This window comes from Spirosoma montaniterrae (assembly GCF_001988955.1).
In the GTDB taxonomy this organism is placed as follows: Bacteria; Bacteroidota; Bacteroidia; order Cytophagales; family Spirosomataceae; genus Spirosoma; species Spirosoma montaniterrae.
This window is the reverse complement of sequence record NZ_CP014263.1, coordinates 752,191-767,661: the sequence shown is the minus strand read 5'-3', so window position 1 is coordinate 767,661 and position 15,471 is coordinate 752,191. Positions and strand designations below refer to the sequence as shown.

The 15,471-nt window shown below is 51.6% G+C and carries 18 protein-coding genes; 12 read left to right on the top strand and 6 right to left on the bottom strand.

The annotated features are described in order from the left end of the window. Window positions 1-71 precede the first annotated feature (71 nt). The 3 genes from lptE (at window position 72) to secG (ending at window position 1,828) form a co-directional block, all read left to right on the top strand. The gene (lptE, locus tag AWR27_RS03305; protein ID WP_335695408.1) at window positions 72-515 is read left to right on the top strand and encodes an LPS assembly lipoprotein LptE; all 444 of its coding nucleotides are present in this window, start codon (window positions 72-74) and stop codon (window positions 513-515) included. Between the two features lie 89 nt (window positions 516-604). Further along, window positions 605-1,432 carry a hypothetical protein gene (locus AWR27_RS03300; protein WP_077129887.1) on the top strand — a complete coding sequence of 276 codons (828 nt, stop codon included), beginning with the start codon at window positions 605-607 and terminating at the stop codon, window positions 1,430-1,432. Between the two features lie 27 nt (window positions 1,433-1,459). Then, window positions 1,460-1,828: a preprotein translocase subunit SecG gene (gene secG / locus AWR27_RS03295; RefSeq protein ID WP_077129886.1), complete on the top strand. Its 369-nt coding sequence runs from the start codon at window positions 1,460-1,462 to the stop codon at window positions 1,826-1,828. Window positions 1,829-1,922: 94 nt separating this feature from the next. Here secG and AWR27_RS03290 read toward each other — a convergent pair whose 3' ends face one another. Further along, the gene (locus AWR27_RS03290) at window positions 1,923-2,636 is read right to left on the bottom strand and encodes a hypothetical protein (protein ID WP_077129885.1); all 714 of its coding nucleotides are present in this window, start codon (window positions 2,634-2,636) and stop codon (window positions 1,923-1,925) included. Between the two features lie 264 nt (window positions 2,637-2,900). Here AWR27_RS03290 and AWR27_RS03285 point away from each other — a divergent pair, with 264 nt between their 5' ends. The 6 genes from AWR27_RS03285 (at window position 2,901) to AWR27_RS03265 (ending at window position 7,815) form a co-directional block, all read left to right on the top strand. Continuing rightward, window positions 2,901-3,197: a co-chaperone GroES gene (locus tag AWR27_RS03285; protein ID WP_077129884.1), complete on the top strand. Its 297-nt coding sequence runs from the start codon at window positions 2,901-2,903 to the stop codon at window positions 3,195-3,197. Between the two features lie 73 nt (window positions 3,198-3,270). Beyond that, window positions 3,271-4,908, top strand: a complete 1,638-nt coding sequence (groL, locus tag AWR27_RS03280) for a chaperonin GroEL (protein WP_077129883.1) — start codon at window positions 3,271-3,273, stop codon at window positions 4,906-4,908. Between the two features lie 106 nt (window positions 4,909-5,014). Next, entirely contained in the window at window positions 5,015-5,893 is an 879-nt protein-coding gene (locus AWR27_RS03275) for an Rpn family recombination-promoting nuclease/putative transposase (RefSeq protein WP_077129882.1), read from the top strand. Beyond that, complete coding sequence (locus AWR27_RS25960) at window positions 5,886-6,020, top strand: hypothetical protein (protein WP_257788523.1); 135 nt, start codon at window positions 5,886-5,888, stop codon at window positions 6,018-6,020. The genes AWR27_RS03275 and AWR27_RS25960 overlap by 8 nt, the downstream gene beginning before the upstream one ends. A 188-nt stretch (window positions 6,021-6,208) precedes the next feature. Next, entirely contained in the window at window positions 6,209-6,565 is a 357-nt protein-coding gene (locus AWR27_RS03270; protein WP_077129881.1) for a YciI family protein, read from the top strand. Next, a complete protein-coding gene (locus AWR27_RS03265) occupies window positions 6,565-7,815 on the top strand; it encodes an RNA polymerase sigma factor (RefSeq protein WP_077129880.1) in 1,251 nt (416 codons plus the stop codon). Before AWR27_RS03270 ends, AWR27_RS03265 begins: the two co-directional genes overlap by 1 nt. Before the next feature lie 4 nt (window positions 7,816-7,819). Here the strand turns inward: AWR27_RS03265 and AWR27_RS03260 are convergent, their stop codons facing one another. After that, window positions 7,820-8,098, bottom strand: a complete 279-nt coding sequence (locus AWR27_RS03260; RefSeq protein ID WP_232325960.1) for a hypothetical protein — start codon at window positions 8,096-8,098, stop codon at window positions 7,820-7,822. Window positions 8,099-8,573: 475 nt separating this feature from the next. Here AWR27_RS03260 and AWR27_RS03255 point away from each other — a divergent pair, with 475 nt between their 5' ends. Then, the gene (locus AWR27_RS03255) at window positions 8,574-9,407 is read left to right on the top strand and encodes a fumarylacetoacetate hydrolase family protein (protein WP_077129879.1); all 834 of its coding nucleotides are present in this window, start codon (window positions 8,574-8,576) and stop codon (window positions 9,405-9,407) included. Here AWR27_RS03255 and AWR27_RS03250 read toward each other — a convergent pair. Then, window positions 9,364-10,023: a deoxynucleoside kinase gene (locus AWR27_RS03250; RefSeq protein WP_077129878.1), complete on the bottom strand. Its 660-nt coding sequence runs from the start codon at window positions 10,021-10,023 to the stop codon at window positions 9,364-9,366. The genes AWR27_RS03255 and AWR27_RS03250 overlap by 44 nt on opposite strands. A 169-nt stretch (window positions 10,024-10,192) precedes the next feature. On the opposite strand from AWR27_RS03250, the gene trhO reads away from it, so the two are divergent. Next, complete coding sequence (trhO, locus tag AWR27_RS03245) at window positions 10,193-11,167, top strand: oxygen-dependent tRNA uridine(34) hydroxylase TrhO (RefSeq protein WP_077129877.1); 975 nt, start codon at window positions 10,193-10,195, stop codon at window positions 11,165-11,167. A 26-nt stretch (window positions 11,168-11,193) separates the two neighbouring features. Here the strand turns inward: trhO and AWR27_RS03240 are convergent, their stop codons facing one another. The 3 genes from AWR27_RS03240 to AWR27_RS03230 are packed head-to-tail and all read right to left on the bottom strand — an operon-like array spanning window position 11,194 to window position 13,768. Beyond that, the gene (locus AWR27_RS03240) at window positions 11,194-12,279 is read right to left on the bottom strand and encodes a dipeptidase (protein ID WP_077129876.1); all 1,086 of its coding nucleotides are present in this window, start codon (window positions 12,277-12,279) and stop codon (window positions 11,194-11,196) included. After that, entirely contained in the window at window positions 12,279-13,376 is a 1,098-nt protein-coding gene (locus AWR27_RS03235; protein ID WP_077129875.1) for a D-TA family PLP-dependent enzyme, read from the bottom strand. The genes AWR27_RS03240 and AWR27_RS03235 overlap by 1 nt, the downstream gene beginning before the upstream one ends. Next, the gene (locus tag AWR27_RS03230; protein WP_077129874.1) at window positions 13,373-13,768 is read right to left on the bottom strand and encodes a RidA family protein; all 396 of its coding nucleotides are present in this window, start codon (window positions 13,766-13,768) and stop codon (window positions 13,373-13,375) included. Before AWR27_RS03230 ends, AWR27_RS03235 begins: the two co-directional genes overlap by 4 nt. A gap of 293 nt (window positions 13,769-14,061) precedes the next feature. Between AWR27_RS03230 and AWR27_RS03225 the strand changes: the two genes are divergently transcribed. Beyond that, on the top strand, window positions 14,062-15,327 hold the full coding sequence (locus AWR27_RS03225; protein WP_077129873.1) for a DUF418 domain-containing protein: 1,266 nt from the start codon (window positions 14,062-14,064) through the stop codon (window positions 15,325-15,327). Window positions 15,328-15,471 lie beyond the last annotated feature (144 nt).

Genomic DNA, 15,471 nt, shown 5'->3' with positions numbered 1-15,471 from the left:
TTCGGATAAAGCGGCTTCTAACTGCACTTTTCACTATTAACTTTTCACTTTTCACTCTGACGTCCTGCGGAGTGTATTCTTTCACCGGCACCACCCTTTCGCCGGATATTAAAACGGTTACGGTCAATAATTTCACCCTGGCAACGGCGGGTGGCCCGGCCAACCTGCCGCTGACGTTCAACGAAAAGCTGAAAGAATATTACCAGCGATACACCAACCTGAAAGTAGTACCGCTCAACGGCGATATGGTGCTGGAAGGGAACATAACGGGTTATGACCTGCTGGCTATTGCGCCAACGGCCTCTGATCAGGCGGGCGTTAACCGGCTGCAAATCACCGTACTGACCCGATTCTACAATAACAAAGACGAGACGAAGAACTTTGAGCAATCGTTTTCATTTTATCAGGATTTTCCACAGAACCAGACGCTGAGTCAGAACGAAAGCCGCTTAGTACCAAAAATCCTGGATCAGCTCGTACTCGATATTTTCAATAAAACAGCCGCCGACTGGTAATTTCAGTGATGAGTTATGAGTGATGAACGATGAGTTTTCGCATCTTTACACTCACTCATCGTTCATCACTCATAACTCATCACTATTCTATGTTGCCTCTTGACAAAGAAACGTTTTCGTACTGGGTCACCCATCCCGATGATTTGACTTCCGGCGACTTTGCTCAGTTGCAGGCGAGTCTGCAAGCTTATCCGTATTGTCAACCGCTTTATACGCTGACCGCTAAAGCCGCTTCAGTACACCTGAAAAGCCAGTCGGTACCCCACATCCGACAGGCGGCTGCTTATGCGTTAAGCCGAAATGCCCTCCGTAAATTGATAGATAACGAATTTCAGTGGTCGGCCAATTTGCTGACGAAGCTCAATGAATTGTCGGCCAGTCAGGTCGCCATTCCCGACGATTACCAGCACGAGAGTTACGCTCTGTTTAAATCGAAAGAAGGGTTAAGCAACGGATTACCCAAACTTCCGCTGCTACGTTTGCCCGGTTCGTTTGGCACCGACGCCATGCCAGCAAGGCCAATGCCGGAAGACCCGACACTGACCGAAACGAACCTACAAAGCGATTTGGTCGACATTCCCGAAGCCCCACCTGCCGAAGTCGCCTTATCGCCCGCCGACCTCGAACGGCAGCGTCAGCTTGATTTGATCGAGAACTTTATTCAGATGGAGCCGCGCATCTCGCCCGTGCGGGCAAAACCCGACGAACCATTTAATCAGGAAGATTTAACGAAGCGTCACAAACCTGTCGGGAGCGGCTTTGTGACCGAAAGTTTTGCCAAAATTCTGGCCCAACAAGGCAAGAAGGAGAAGGCTCGTGAAATCTATGAAAAATTGATGGTAAAAAATCCACAGAAAAAAGCGTACTTTGCGGAAAAAATCAGGGAACTCGACAATCAAAAAGCGGGTGCTGATTAACTGTTTACTGCTTACTGAACATTGATAATGGTAACGGCAATTATTGTCCTCATTTGTATTCTGACTGTTCTGCTGATTTTGGTTGTATTGATTCAAAATTCAAAAGGCGGTGGTTTGGCTGGTGAGTTGGGCGGCTTAGGCTCGAACCAACTGATGGGCGTGAAGAAAACCACCGATCTGCTGGAACAAATCACCTGGGGTCTCGGCATTGGTGTCATGGTTCTGTCGCTGGCAACCTACGTTCTGGTTGATCGCACCGGTACGGCTAATTTCGACAGTGCGAACGTGAATCGCGCCCAAACGCAGACACTGCCCAGTACGGCCCCGGCTCCCGGCGCTCCTGCTGGTGCAGCAACACCGCAAACTACCCCCGGCACATCGACTTCGCAACCGTAACCGTTTGGGTTAAGACTTTGTCATGAAAAATGCCCTGAAGCTACATTTCAGGGCATTTTTCATGTTTGTAATCCGAAAGTATAACACTGGGTTGTTAGGACTGGGCCACTTGTTTTGCCAGCAACTGCCGGGCAATGGGCAGAAGCGTTTCCTGAATGGGGTAAGCGCGTCGGGTTTCGAGCATAAATGTGGCTGGGTTGGGCAGGTGACGATGCCGACGAATGAGATCGAGTTTGATAGTTTCGTAAGTGATTGCCAAGTTTTTACGCACGGCTTCCATAAACCGGAGCTGCACGAGCCGCCCGCCCGGTTCGTTGTCGGAGTAGAGCGTGACAACGAAGTAATATATCTGCGTTTCGGCCTGATTGGTAGCGTGCAGGAGCAGGTAGCCTTCTTCGGGGCGAAGTGGCATCAGGCCCACCGGTGCCAGCGTGAGCGTCTGTACAATATCGGTCCAGCGTTGTTGCCCTTCGCTAAGCATGGCCTGAAAGCGGGGCAGGGCAAAGTCCAGAATGGCATCTACTTCGGCCATATACCCGTCGTCCGTAACCTCAGATTTGTAGGCAATTTGCGGGGGTGGGCCGGTTATACCCGCCACGCGTTTGGGAAAGGCGGCATTCAGCGTACCTTTGCCCCTCGAAAAACGAACGCCGGATTCATAATGATTGCGCAGATCGGGCAAATCAGGACACAGTTTGTCATCATCGAAGTTCTGACGAACGGCCTGTAGGTATGCCAACAAGACATATTTCTGGTACTCGGCATCCAGCCAATTTTGCGTAAACCAGTCAGACTGTAATTTTCTCATGGTCGATAACTGAACGCATTACGTGCGTGTTGATTAGACAAAGTATCTAAAGTTCGCCAAAAAACCAAATTTTATCTGACGAATTTACGAATACGCCGAATAAAAAGCCACTAATTCGTTGATTGACAAGCTGTCAGATGAAATTCTGAAATTTTGACAGGCTGGTAGGTTGGCACAGTAATTGGCGGGTCCGAAACCGAGACCGCCCGTGTGGTCGTGTAATGCATTGCACAAACAGTTAGTAACCTTAATCATATTACTACAATGGTAGCAGAAATGGAAAGCGTTAAAGTGAACGTGAAGCCGCTTGCTGACCGGGTGCTGGTAGAGGCCGCACCGGCAGAAGAAAAAACCTCGTTCGGGATCATCATTCCCGATACGGCCAAAGAAAAACCCCAGCGTGGTACGGTTGTGGCCGTTGGTGCTGGTAAGAAAGACGAACCGCTGACGGTTCAGGTGGGTGACACGGTGTTGTATGGCAAGTATGCCGGCACGGAAATCACGGTCGATGGAAAAGAGTACCTCATCATGCGTGAATCCGACATTTTCGCAATCCTTTAATTTAACGATAAACGATGAGTGATGAACGATGACTACTCATCACTTATCACTCATAACTCATCACTAAAAGACAATGGCTAAGAAAATTCTTTTTGACACCGAAGCGCGTGATCGCATCAAAAAAGGCGTTGATACCCTCGCCGACGCGGTGAAAGTTACTCTCGGTCCGAAAGGCCGCAATGTTATCCTCGACAAGAAATTCGGCTCACCCGCCATCACCAAAGACGGTGTAACGGTAGCCAAAGAAATTGAGCTGAAAGACGCTATGGAAAACATGGGCGCACAGCTCGTGAAAGAAGTAGCCTCGAAAACGGCTGATCAGGCTGGCGACGGTACAACAACAGCTACCGTATTGGCTCAGTCGATCTATTCGATTGGCGTGAAAAACGTAGCTGCCGGTGCCAACCCAATGGACCTGAAGCGCGGTATCGATAAAGCTGTTAAAGCTGTTTCAGAAAACCTTGCTCAACAGGCAAAAACCGTTGGCGACGATTTCAGCAAAATTGCGCAGGTAGCTACCATCTCGGCCAACCACGACGAAGAAATCGGTACGATGATCGCCGAGGCCATGAAAAAAGTGGGCAAAGAAGGCGTTATCACGGTTGAAGAAGCACGCGGCACCGAAACGGAAGTGAAAACCGTAGAGGGTATGCAGTTCGACCGGGGATACCTGTCGCCCTATTTCGTGACGAACACCGAGAAAATGGAAGCCGAACTGGATCGCCCGTTCATCCTCATTTCGGAGAAGAAAGTGTCGTCGATGAAAGAACTGCTGCCAGTATTGGAGCAGGTGGCCCAAACGGGTCGTCCGCTGCTGATCATCGCTGAAGATGTTGATGGTGAAGCACTGGCAACGCTGGTAGTAAACAAAATTCGGGGTGCGCTGAAAGTGGCTGCTGTGAAAGCTCCTGGCTTTGGCGACCGCCGGAAAGCCATGCTCGAAGACATCGCCATTCTGACGGGTGGTCAGGTGATCTCGGAAGAGCGCGGTTTCAAACTCGAAAACGCTACGATTGACTATCTGGGTCAGGCCGAGAAAATTCTGATCGACAAAGACAACACCACCATCGTAAACGGTGTAGGTCAGAAAGAAGACATCACGGGCCGCGTGAACCAAATCAAAGCCCAGATCGAAAACACGACTTCGGATTACGACCGTGAGAAGCTGCAAGAGCGTCTGGCGAAACTGTCGGGCGGTGTGGCAATTCTTTACATCGGTGCAGCTACCGAAGTGGAGATGAAAGAGAAGAAAGACCGTGTTGACGATGCCCTGCACGCAACCCGCGCTGCCGTTGAAGAAGGTATCGTGACGGGTGGTGGTATTGCGCTGATCCGCGCTATCTCGGCTCTCGACAATGTTAACGCTATCAACGAAGACGAGAAAACGGGTGTTAACATCATCCGGGTAGCTCTTGAATCGCCCCTGCGGACCATCATTGCCAACGCTGGTGGTGAAGGTTCGGTAGTAGTGAACAAGGTAAAAGAAGGTGAGGCAGGCTTTGGCTACAACGCCAAAACCGACACCTACGAAGACCTGTTCGCGGCTGGTATCATCGACCCGAAAAAAGTAACGCGTCTGGCCCTCGAAAACGCAGCTTCGATTGCTGGTCTGCTGCTGACAACCGAATGCCTGATTGCCGACGAGCCAGAAGAAGCTCCGGCAGGTGGCGGTCATGCACACCCCGGCGGTGGCATGGGCGGCATGATGTAATCTGAACCAGAATTCTCCTGATTCAGAAGATTGACAAGATTTATAAACGCTTCCCCGCTGCTGGCTTAGTGCTGGCAGCGGGGGTTTTGTTTTGTAGCTTTGAGCTATGGAAACCACTTATTCCGATGAGCAACGGTTTATACCGCTTATCTCTGATTATGGATTTAAAACAACCTTTGGCAACGAGGCCAACAGTTTGTTTTTACGAACAGCATTGCAAGCCTTAATTAAGTCTGAAGCAGCTATCGAACACATTCAATTCTTGCCGAACGAACTCAGCCGTTTAACGCTGGATAGCCGAAGTGGTATTTATGATTTGGCTTGTCAGGATGCCCAGGGACGCTTCTTTATTGTTGAGATGCAGCTAAGCAAGTATCCCGAATTTGTTCAACGTATGAAATTTTATTCGCTTTATCGGTTCAATACGTTAGTCAAGAAAGGAGATTATGCGTTTGAAGGGTTGCCCACCGTTTATTGCATTGGCATTTTGGCAGAATCCATTTTTCCAACAATCATGGAATACCATAACATAGCAGTACTCAAAAACCAACATGGAGAATTGATTGACGAGCAGACTACAATTATTACAGTAGAGTTATCTAAATTTGATAAATCGCTGGCAAGTATTCAATCAGACCTCGACAAACTGCTTTACACAATGAAAACGCTTCATACTGTTACTGATCCTACTCAATATCCTAAATTCTGGAACGAGGAGTGGTTGCGTCTGGCGATTGATGAGTTGGATAAGCGGGCCATGACTCCTGAAGAGCGATTAGATTATGAAATGACATTGGCTAAAAATGCCCTGGCTATCCGAAATGTAAAGAAAGAGATTGAAGCAGAAGTTGAAGCTGTTAAAACGGAGTCCGTGCGTAGGGCATTGCAAAAAGGGTTACAGCCGGAAATAATTGCCGAAATTAATGACGTTTCTGTTGATTTTGTTAGGCATGTGCAGGATCAAATAACGCATGAGGATGACTGAAGGAAGGACTGATATGCTGATTTTTATGCGTATGACAACCGAATGCCTGATTGCCGACGAGCCAGAAGAGGCTCCGGCAGGTGGCGGTCATGCACACCCCGGCGGTGGCATGGGCGGCATGATGTAATCTGAACCAGGATTCTCCTGATTCAGAAGATTGACAAGATTTATAAACGCTCGCGGCCAACTGACCGGGAGCGTTTTTTTTATTTATTTTTTGCAAATGTTGTCCGGTTTGGGGTGTGTCATTCGTCATACGTAAGCAACAGGCAACGGAGCCTGTTATGCTACGAAAACTAACCAGTAATTTAGGTCATGGAAAAGTTTATGTTGATTTTTCACGATAACGCAGCCGCCACGGCTATCCAGCCATCGCCCGAGGAAATGCAGGCCGAAATGCAGAAATGGAACGTTTGGATTGCCGGGCTTGCCGCTCAGGGGAAATTCATTGGCACCGAGGGGTTGATGCCCTTCGGCAAAGTAGTGCGTGGACAAGAGTCAATTGTTACTGACGGCCCATTTACCGAAGGGAAAGAAATTATTGGTGGCTATGCAGTTGTCAACGCCGACACGCTGGATGAAGCCATTGGTCTGACTGCCGGTTGCCCGATACTGGCCGATAACGGAGCAGTAGAAGTACGCCCTATTATTAACTTCGAGCAGTTTGCCTGATGTGTGAGCCGCAGAATTCCAGCCAGTTGGTCGAGCATTTTTTTCGGCAGGAGGCAGGCCGAATGGCATCCGTGCTGACCTGCTGGCTGGGTTTTGGGCGGCTCGGTCTGGCCGAAGACATTGTGCAGGATACGCTGATGCAGGCATTACACGCCTGGCCTGCCCAGGGCATTCCCGATAACCCACGGGCCTGGCTTTACCGGGTGGCCAAAAACCGGGCGTTAGACGTGTTACGGCGGGAAAAACAACTGCGGCACGTAGGCGACGATCAGCTTTCTGAATTTACCGAAACAGATGCCCCGGACATGGAACGCCTGTTTTTCGACGATGAACTGAACGACAGTCAGTTACGGATGCTTTTCGCTTGCTGCCACCCGGCCCTCTCTGCGGAGGCACAACAGGCTATGTGCCTGAAAATTCTCTGTGGGCTTAGTGTTCGTGAGATTGCACATGCTTTTCTGACAGCCCCCGACACCATTGAGAAGCGGCTGTATCGGGCCAAAGAACGGATTCGGCAAAACAACATCGAGTTGGCCGTACCTGCTGGTGTCAGCTTAACCTCCCGACTCAACAGCGTACTGCGGTCTGTTTATCTGCTCTTCAATGAAGGATATGCATCTCATCAGCCCGACGAACTCATTCGGTACGACCTCTGCGCCGAAGCCCTGCGACTCGCCCGGCTTCTGACCGAACACCCACGCACGAGCGTACCGGCCACTTACGCCCTGCTGGCCTTGCTGTGTTTTCAGGCTGCCCGGTTCAAGGCCCGACATACCAGTACAGACGATATAATTCTGCTGGCACACCAGGACCGCAGCCTATGGGACCGCGATTTGATTGACCGGGGGCAATATTACCTGAATCGGGCAGCTACTGGCAATCAGTTGACAGATTACCACCTCGAAGCAGCTATTGCCGCCTGCCATAGCATGGCTCCTACTTACGAGACGACCAACTGGCCTCAGATTCTGCATTATTACGATTTGTTGCTCGTCTGCAAACCCTCGCCAGTGGTTGCGCTCAACCGGGCCGTTGCGCTGGCGCGAGTAGCGGGACCATTGCAGGCTCTGGCAGACGTTACTAACCTGACCGGCCTCGATCATAGCCAGTATTACCACGCCGTACTGGGCGACCTCTATGCCGAAAATCAGCAGCCCGAACCAGCCCGGCATCATTATCGACGCGCCCAGCAACTAACCTTTTCCCTTGCGGAAAAAACGTTACTGGAGCGAAAGGTAGCCAGTCTCTGATAAGTCAAAGTTTGCTCTCCGGATACATCTTTTTCTGATTTGCCACCAGCACGTCATACTGCTTAGGCGTCAGAATAGGTTTGTAGTTGCGTACTTTTTCGGTTTCGACTGCTACGGCCAACGTGCGTAGTTTTTGCTGGTTCATACCCGACTTTTTGAGTTGCTTCACGCCCTCATTGTATTTTACTACAGCGTCCAGAATTACGGTTCGGGCTTTGGGTTGCTGTTCGGTGGTCAGGCTGAGCCGCTTCGTATCGGCCTTCAGCACTGATTTTACTATCATACCAATGGTTGTACCGTTGTTGAGAAACACAAATTTTTCGTTTTCAACGGATGGTGTCTGGGCTAAAGCAGACGTGCAGAACGCAACGAAAAGAAACAAAAACTTAGTGATCATTGTCTGTATGTCTTTTGAGTAGAAACTGGTAAATCCTAAAGCACATAGATACCGAAGGTTATTAGCAAATCAAATTCACCTGCTCGCCATAACACTATACAAATCAATGTAGCCCGGAATTTAGCCAATATTCAGCGAATTTTGACCGCTTTGTAGTCGAACAATAGTAGACTCCTGTTGTTTGATTCTTCTATCTTTTAGAAGAATTACCGCGTTTCTTCAGGTCCAGCACCGGCTTGTACACACTACGTAATTTATAGTGAACTCTCATAGGTTGGTAATACAGTAAAGTCGCATCACCTTGTATGAGGACTTTCTTCATTTTCAGCCACCACCCGATCAATTTCGAATTAGTCACCGCATGAAACTGTACCGTACCTCTGCTGGCATTGTGCTGCAAAAAGATGAACAAATCCGGCTCTCAACCCATACCAACTGGGATGCCTACATCAACCGCGATGATTTGCTGGCACAAGCCGAGACCGACTTCGCCGACGCCCGCCCGCAAACCGCCCATTGGTTAAGCCAGCAAACTATGCTGGCTCCTATTCAGAGTCAGGAGGTTTGGGCATCGGGGGTGACGTACTTGCGGAGCCGCGATGCCCGCATGGAAGAATCGCGGCAGGCCGGGGGCGACACCTTCTATGATAAAGTCTACGACGCCGAACGTCCCGAACTGTTTTTCAAAGCTACTGCCCGCCGAACCGTTGGCACCAACGGCCACGTCCGCATCCGCCAGGATTCGACCTGGGATGTTCCCGAACCCGAACTAACGCTCTTTATCACGGCATCGGGCCGAATTGTGGCTTATACGATTGGCAACGACATGAGTTCGCGCAGCATCGAAGGCGAAAATCCGTTGTATCTGCCCCAGGCTAAAACCTACGAGAAATGTGCCGGACTGGGGCCATGCCTGTACGTTTCTGAAACACCCTTGCCGCCCGACACGCCTATCAGTCTGCGTATTAACCGGGGAGGGGCAGCCGCATTCGAGGGCACCATCACGCTCAGCCAGATGAAACGTCAGCTTACCGAACTGGCCGGTTATCTGTTCCGCGAATGTGAATTTCCGCATGGTTGTTTTCTGATGACCGGCACCGGCATCGTACCCGACCACCCGTTTACGCTACAATCGGGCGACGAAATTCTGATTACCATCGAACCGATTGGGACGCTTCGGAATTTGGTGGAATAATAGACAGCGACTCGTCAATTTGCCGGATAATCTCGGCAAAATCAGCCTCGCGTTCTACGTGATCCAGTTCGTTGACGTCGATGCAAAGCAGTGGCCCTTCGTGGTACGTCGCCACAAATTCTTCATAAAGTTGGTTCAGGCTATTCAGGTAATCATCGCTGATGGCCTGCTCAAACGAGCGGCCCCGCTTCTGAATCTGCGCCCGAAGTTTGGGCAAGTCGGCGCGGAGGTAAATCATCAGGTCGGGCGGGCGTACCAGACTGAGCATATTGTCGAACACACTACGGTAGGTTTGGTAATCGCGTTCGGTCAGCACACCCGTTTGATACAGATTGCGGGCGAAGATGTGCGCGTCTTCATAGATGGTTCTATCCTGAATGAGCCACGTCTTGTCGGTATCGGAAATTGCACGCACCCGGCGCATCTGCCCAAAGCGGCTATTCAGAAAAAAAATCTGCAAATGAAACGCCCAACGCGGCATATCGGCGTAGAAATCGGCCAGAAACGGGTTGTTGTCAACAGCTTCGCAGAGTACTTCCCAGCCGTAATGGTCGGCCAACTGCCGGGCCAGCGTTGTTTTGCCCGCGCCAATATTTCCCGTTATCGCAATGTGCATTTGCTGGGTTAGTTATTGAAAGAAATTATTACACAGAGATGCACAGAGAGAAAAGGAGATACGCAGAGGTCTTTGTGAGGCTCTTTTTTCTCTGTGCATCTCTGTGTAACAACTTTCCCGACATAACAGCTATAATAGTCCATAACCACTTTTGGTTTAATTTTGTAGTATGAAACCGTATCGCGTCTTACTATACTACATCTATTCGCCCATTGAAAACCCGGAGCAATACCGCGAGGAGCATCATCTGCTCTGTTTGCGGCTGAACCTGCTGGGCCGGGTAATTGTAGCTCCCGAAGGACTCAACGGCACGGTGTCGGGCCTGGCAGCCGACTGCGACGCGTATATGGAAACGCTCGGCAACGACCCGCGCTTTGCCGGTATCGAGTTCAAAGTTGACGACAGCGACGGCCATACGTTTCAGAAGCTGCACGTGCGCGTGAAACCCGAAATCGTACACTCTGATTTGCCCGTCGACCCGCTTAAACAAACCGGCATCCATCTCGAACCCGAAGAATTCCGGCAACTAAAAAACGACCCCAACGTAGTGCTGGTCGATATGCGGTCGAACTATGAACACGCCGTAGGACGCTTCAAAGGCGCCATTACGTTCGACATGGAAAACCTCCGTGAACTGCCCGACCACGTCCACGAAATTGAGCACCTGAAAGACAAAAAGATTATCACGTACTGCACGGGCGGTATCAAGTGCGAAAAAGCCAGCGCGTACCTGCTTTCGCGCGGGTTCGAGAATGTGTATCAGCTTCACGGCGGCATCATCAAGTATGGTATGGAAGCCGGGGGCGAAGATTTTGAGGGCCAGTGCTACGTATTCGATAACCGCGTTACGGTCGATGTGAACCAGGTTAACCCCGTGACGGTTTCGACCTGCTACCGCTGTGGCACGCCAACGGCCCGGATGATTAACTGCGCCAGCCCGGCCTGCAACAACCACATCACGCTCTGCGAAAACTGCGGCCACGACCACGCAGGCACCTGCTCGGACAACTGCAAAAACGACCCCGACCTGCGCCCCTACGACGGCTCCGGCTATTATGGCAAACGCTCCGTTGGCTACACCCCCGAACAGGGCTTCATTAGCCGACGCGGACAAAAAACCGAAGTAGCCTTGTCCACCCCGTAACTGGCGCAAGCGAGTGTTCGTGTCCGTTACGAAGCGGGTAAAGCTGAACTCAAAAAACGTAGCGCATTTCCGTAAAAAATATTTTCTACGTCTGTTTCCGAGTAGCCCCGGCGTTTCAATGTTCCATGTAGTGTTTGCAAATCGGCGATAGTGTCGAGGTCGGTAGGCGATTGTTCGCGGCCAAAGGTGCCGTCGAGGTCGGAGCCAATAGCGCAGTGAAGCGAATTGCCGACTAACTGGCAAATGTGGTCGTAATGGTCTACGATGGTTTCGAGCGTGATGTCAAAGTCGGCGGGATTACTTTTGCGCTGCGTAAAACCGGGCTTCATCATCCAGGCATCGAAACAGCCGCCAATTACGCTGCCCCGCTCCAGCAACGCCCGAATCTGATGGTCAGTTAGTTGGCGTTGATGCGGTACCAACGTCCGGCAGTTGTGGTGGCTGGCCCAAACCGGCCCTTTGTAGAGGTTCATCGCTTCGGCAAAGCCTTCGTCGGTGAGATGGGTTACGTCTAAAATCATACCGAGCCGGTCCATTTCGCGCAGCAGATCACGGCCCAGCGATGTCAGCGGCCCGCTCAGCCCCGTGCCGGGTGCATACCGACCGGGGCCGTAGTGCGCCGGGCCAATCGCCCGCAAGCCATAGGCATAGGCGCGTTCGAGGTACGATAGATCAATGAGCGAGTCGGCCCCTTCCAGACTTAGCACATAGCCCACCGGCTTTGGGTCGTTCGATACGCTATCGCCATGCCAGTGAGCCATATGTGCGTCGAGGTCGGCGCGGGTGCGGATTTGAGTCATTTCACCAGCGTCGCACATGGCTTCGTACCAGGCCCGCTGCGCCTGCGTGGTGGCCCATGCCTGCGCCGGTGAGTTCCAGCCCGCGCCCGGCAGGTTGCCATTGTCGCTGTTGACACGGGCAATCTGCGTGGCAACCACCAGACCAATCTGACCCCGGCGCAAATCGGGCAACGAGACCACGTTGTTGCCCCGGTCAATTTTATCGGTCATGCCCCGCTCCCACGCTCGTATGGCCGACACGGGTTGCCGGTAATCGCGGTTCCATTCCAAGGCGTTCAAAGCCAGATCGAGATGCGTGTCGATGATGAGCATTAGTGTCCGCGTGCTGTTACGAGCCAGTTATCAACTACCTGATTATCAGAAATTACATTAACCGAGTCATACAAATTGACTGTTGGGCAGATGTGAATCGGAACGCCGTACCATACGTCGCCGGGTGTGAACCGATGGGCATTGGCGATGCGAACTACTACATGTTCTTCACTTTGACCAATAGGTTGCGCGTCGGGTTCGTTCAGAAACACCACGCGTGGCAGCGGATTCTCGGCGGCTACTGACTTGTGGCCCAAATCGAGACAAAGCGTCTGTTCGTCAACTACCGAAATCACGCGCATCAGCAGCGCAGCCGCCCATATAAATGGTAAATCGGGCAGCGTTTGGCCGTAGCCCGCATCCCAAAACACAAACGTGCCGGGACTGAGCAACACGTCGGGCCGTTGAGCATGGCACGAAAAACTCGGCGTTCCACCCATAATAAGCGGCAACGTTGGCCCGCCAGCATCGGCAATGGCCTGCCGAACGCCATCGGCCAGCGCAAATGATTCGTCGGTTCGTTGTGTGCGTTGCATGAGGTCAGTATCACGGATATGCCCGTCGTAAGCGTGCAGCCCCGCTACGCGAACATTCGGCAGCGTGGCGCAGAAATGGTATAGAGCGGGCGCGTCGGTGGGCTTGATGCCCGTTCGGTTCATGCCTACGTTCAGGTCCAGAAATACATCGAGCGGGTTGGCCGCGAACGCATCCGACAGCCGTTGCGCCGACACCCGGTTATCGGTCAGACAGGCAAAATGAACGTTTGGAAACTCGGCCCGCAACCCGGTCAACTGCGCTATTGCCGGACCCACGAGCGGGTAGGCTACCAATACGCTGATGATTTCGGCGAGGTCGGTTCCGGCTTCGGCCAGCATCCGGGCTTCCTTCAGTGTCGCGCATTTGAACGACCGAATGCCTGCGGCCAGCAGCCTGTCGGTAACGACCCGCATCTTGTGCGTCTTGACGTGCGGCCACAGCCGGGCCGGACTGCCCGCAATCTGCACGGCATGCTGAATGTTTTCCTGCACCCGGTCGGGGTACACCAGCAGCGCGGGCGAAGGAATAGCGTCCGCATTTTTTACTTCGTACCAACTCATTGTTCCGGCACTTTAGCAACCACGTCAATTTCGACTTTAATGCCCCGGTTCAGCACCGACTGCACGGTGGTTCGGGCGGGCAATACACCCGTAAAGTAGCTGGCATACACGGCATTGTAAATCTCGAAGTCGGCAATATCGGCTAAATGAACCGTCGTTTTCACCACATCGTCGAACGAGCAGCCTGCCCCTTCCAGAATCTCAAGGATATTGCTCATCACCTTGCGTGTTTCGCTTTCGATGGTGCCAAGCATCACCTGCCCCGATGGGTAATCAATGGGCGTTTGGCCCGATACGTACAGCCAGCCATCGCAGATAACGCCGGGCGAATACGCCGGGCTTTTGAAACCGTCTTTAACGTGCGGGTGAAATACAGGCGTCTTGTTTGCCATAAATCAACAGAATTAATACCAATTTGACATCGCATCGGCAAAAATGGCTGGCGCGGGTGAGACGCAAAGGGTTGCGTCTCTACGCCGATCAATTGTAGAGACGCAACCCTTTGCGTCTCCACGCGCGTCAGCCATTTGCCAATACGATGTCGTATAAACTATCTGAACAAAGCTATAGTGTTGCCCAATCTATGCAACGTTCATCCTCATTTTTCGGTCGTTCATGTAGTACTGCTTGGTTTATCAATGCAAGGTAGCTTGTATTGCCTACTAATACTATAAACCTTTACCTCATGGAATCTGCCGGTACATTGACTCACTCCCTACAAACTGACAAAACTGCCCGTATTCAGGTCGTTGATGCGTTGCGCGGTTTTGCTCTGTTTGGCATTTTAGTTGCCCATACCTGCGTCTGGTTCGATGGTGGACCGCTGCCCGGCTCTGTTTATGCCATTAACGGCGAGGGTGTTGCCAATACCATTGTCCAGACCTTTACCGGCATCTTCGTCAGTGGCAAATTTTACACCTTTTTCTCTTTTCTGTTCGGGCTGAGTTTCGCGCTCATGCTCACCCGGTCAACAGATTCCGACGGGTCATTTCTCCGGCGGTTTGCCTGGCGGTTGGTTATTCTGGGAGCTATTGGCCTGCTGCACCACCTCCATTGGCGGGGCGATATTCTGAGTATCTACGCTATGCTGGGGTTTCCGCTGCTGCTGTTTCGTAACGCCCCTACCCGACTCATTCTGGTGGTGTCGATTCTGCTGGTTCTGAACGTGCCGGTTCAACTTCGCAATGCGTATACAAGCGCGTTTGTGACACCGCCCGGCAAAGCCCAGAGCGAGCAACAACAGAAAGCCGACGAAAAGCTGGTAGCTGCCAATTACGAGGTTATTCAACACGGTAGCTATGCCGATGTAGTACGCGTGAATTGGCGCGAGTTTGAAACGAAAATGAAGTTTCAGTTCGACAGTGGCCGAATTTATATCACGCTCGGCTTCTTTTTGCTGGGCTTATACGCTGGTCGTCGGCGGCTGTATCAGCACCTGTCCGAACACCGCGCTTTGTTCCGAAAACTGACTAAATACTGCGGTTTTAGCGTACTGGGCATCATTCTGCTGTTCATTGCGACTATTTCCATCCTCGGTAACAACACACAGCCACCCAAAGCCATTGAGGTTATTTTTTCGGTTCTGTTCGATCTCGGCAACGCGGCCCTGACCGTCTTCTATATAGCCGGGCTGACACTGTTGTTTCAGCGGGTAGCCTGGCAGCGTGTTGCATCGCCGTTGGCATCAGTCGGCAAAATGGCCCTGACCAATTACGTGCTGCAATCCATTATTGGCACACTCATTTTCTACGGCTACGGGTTAGGGCTGATTGGCAAAATCGACACAGCAACGGCGGCTCTGTTTGTGCTTCCGGTCTTTGCCGTGCAAGTGCTGTTCAGCCGCTGGTGGCTCTCGCGGTTTCAGTACGGCCCGCTCGAATGGCTTTGGCGGTCTCTGACGTATCTGAAAGCGCAGCCGATGGTAACTCATCAGGCCATTTTGACGCAATAGAGCCCAAAATTGCGCTTATTTCCGCCAAAATGTCTTAAAAATTGCTTCGGTCCGTGATTTGCTTTTACAGTTATCAGCCAACAATCAACAAGTAGCAGTGTTTAAGAGACTGTCTACATTGTTGGTTGTTGGCTGATAACTGCT

Excerpts from the sequence above, each read along its gene's own strand:
- AWR27_RS03300 (WP_077129887.1), top strand. The coding sequence starts at position 605 with ATGTTGCCTCTTGACAAAGAAACGTTTTCGTACTGGGTCACCCATCCC.
- secG (WP_077129886.1), top strand. The coding sequence starts at position 1,460 with ATGGTAACGGCAATTATTGTCCTCATTTGTATTCTGACTGTTCTGCTG.
- AWR27_RS03290 (WP_077129885.1), bottom strand. The coding sequence starts at position 2,636 with ATGAGAAAATTACAGTCTGACTGGTTTACGCAAAATTGGCTGGATGCC.
- AWR27_RS03285 (WP_077129884.1), top strand. The coding sequence starts at position 2,901 with ATGGTAGCAGAAATGGAAAGCGTTAAAGTGAACGTGAAGCCGCTTGCT.
- groL (WP_077129883.1), top strand. The coding sequence starts at position 3,271 with ATGGCTAAGAAAATTCTTTTTGACACCGAAGCGCGTGATCGCATCAAA.
- AWR27_RS03275 (WP_077129882.1), top strand. The coding sequence starts at position 5,015 with ATGGAAACCACTTATTCCGATGAGCAACGGTTTATACCGCTTATCTCT.
- AWR27_RS25960 (WP_257788523.1), top strand. The coding sequence starts at position 5,886 with ATGACTGAAGGAAGGACTGATATGCTGATTTTTATGCGTATGACAACC.
- AWR27_RS03270 (WP_077129881.1), top strand. The coding sequence starts at position 6,209 with ATGGAAAAGTTTATGTTGATTTTTCACGATAACGCAGCCGCCACGGCT.
- AWR27_RS03265 (WP_077129880.1), top strand. The coding sequence starts at position 6,565 with ATGTGTGAGCCGCAGAATTCCAGCCAGTTGGTCGAGCATTTTTTTCGG.
- AWR27_RS03260 (WP_232325960.1), bottom strand. The coding sequence starts at position 8,098 with ATGATAGTAAAATCAGTGCTGAAGGCCGATACGAAGCGGCTCAGCCTG.
- AWR27_RS03255 (WP_077129879.1), top strand. The coding sequence starts at position 8,574 with ATGAAACTGTACCGTACCTCTGCTGGCATTGTGCTGCAAAAAGATGAA.
- AWR27_RS03250 (WP_077129878.1), bottom strand. The coding sequence starts at position 10,023 with ATGCACATTGCGATAACGGGAAATATTGGCGCGGGCAAAACAACGCTG.
- trhO (WP_077129877.1), top strand. The coding sequence starts at position 10,193 with ATGAAACCGTATCGCGTCTTACTATACTACATCTATTCGCCCATTGAA.
- AWR27_RS03240 (WP_077129876.1), bottom strand. The coding sequence starts at position 12,279 with ATGCTCATCATCGACACGCATCTCGATCTGGCTTTGAACGCCTTGGAA.
- AWR27_RS03235 (WP_077129875.1), bottom strand. The coding sequence starts at position 13,376 with ATGAGTTGGTACGAAGTAAAAAATGCGGACGCTATTCCTTCGCCCGCG.
- AWR27_RS03230 (WP_077129874.1), bottom strand. The coding sequence starts at position 13,768 with ATGGCAAACAAGACGCCTGTATTTCACCCGCACGTTAAAGACGGTTTC.
- AWR27_RS03225 (WP_077129873.1), top strand. The coding sequence starts at position 14,062 with ATGGAATCTGCCGGTACATTGACTCACTCCCTACAAACTGACAAAACT.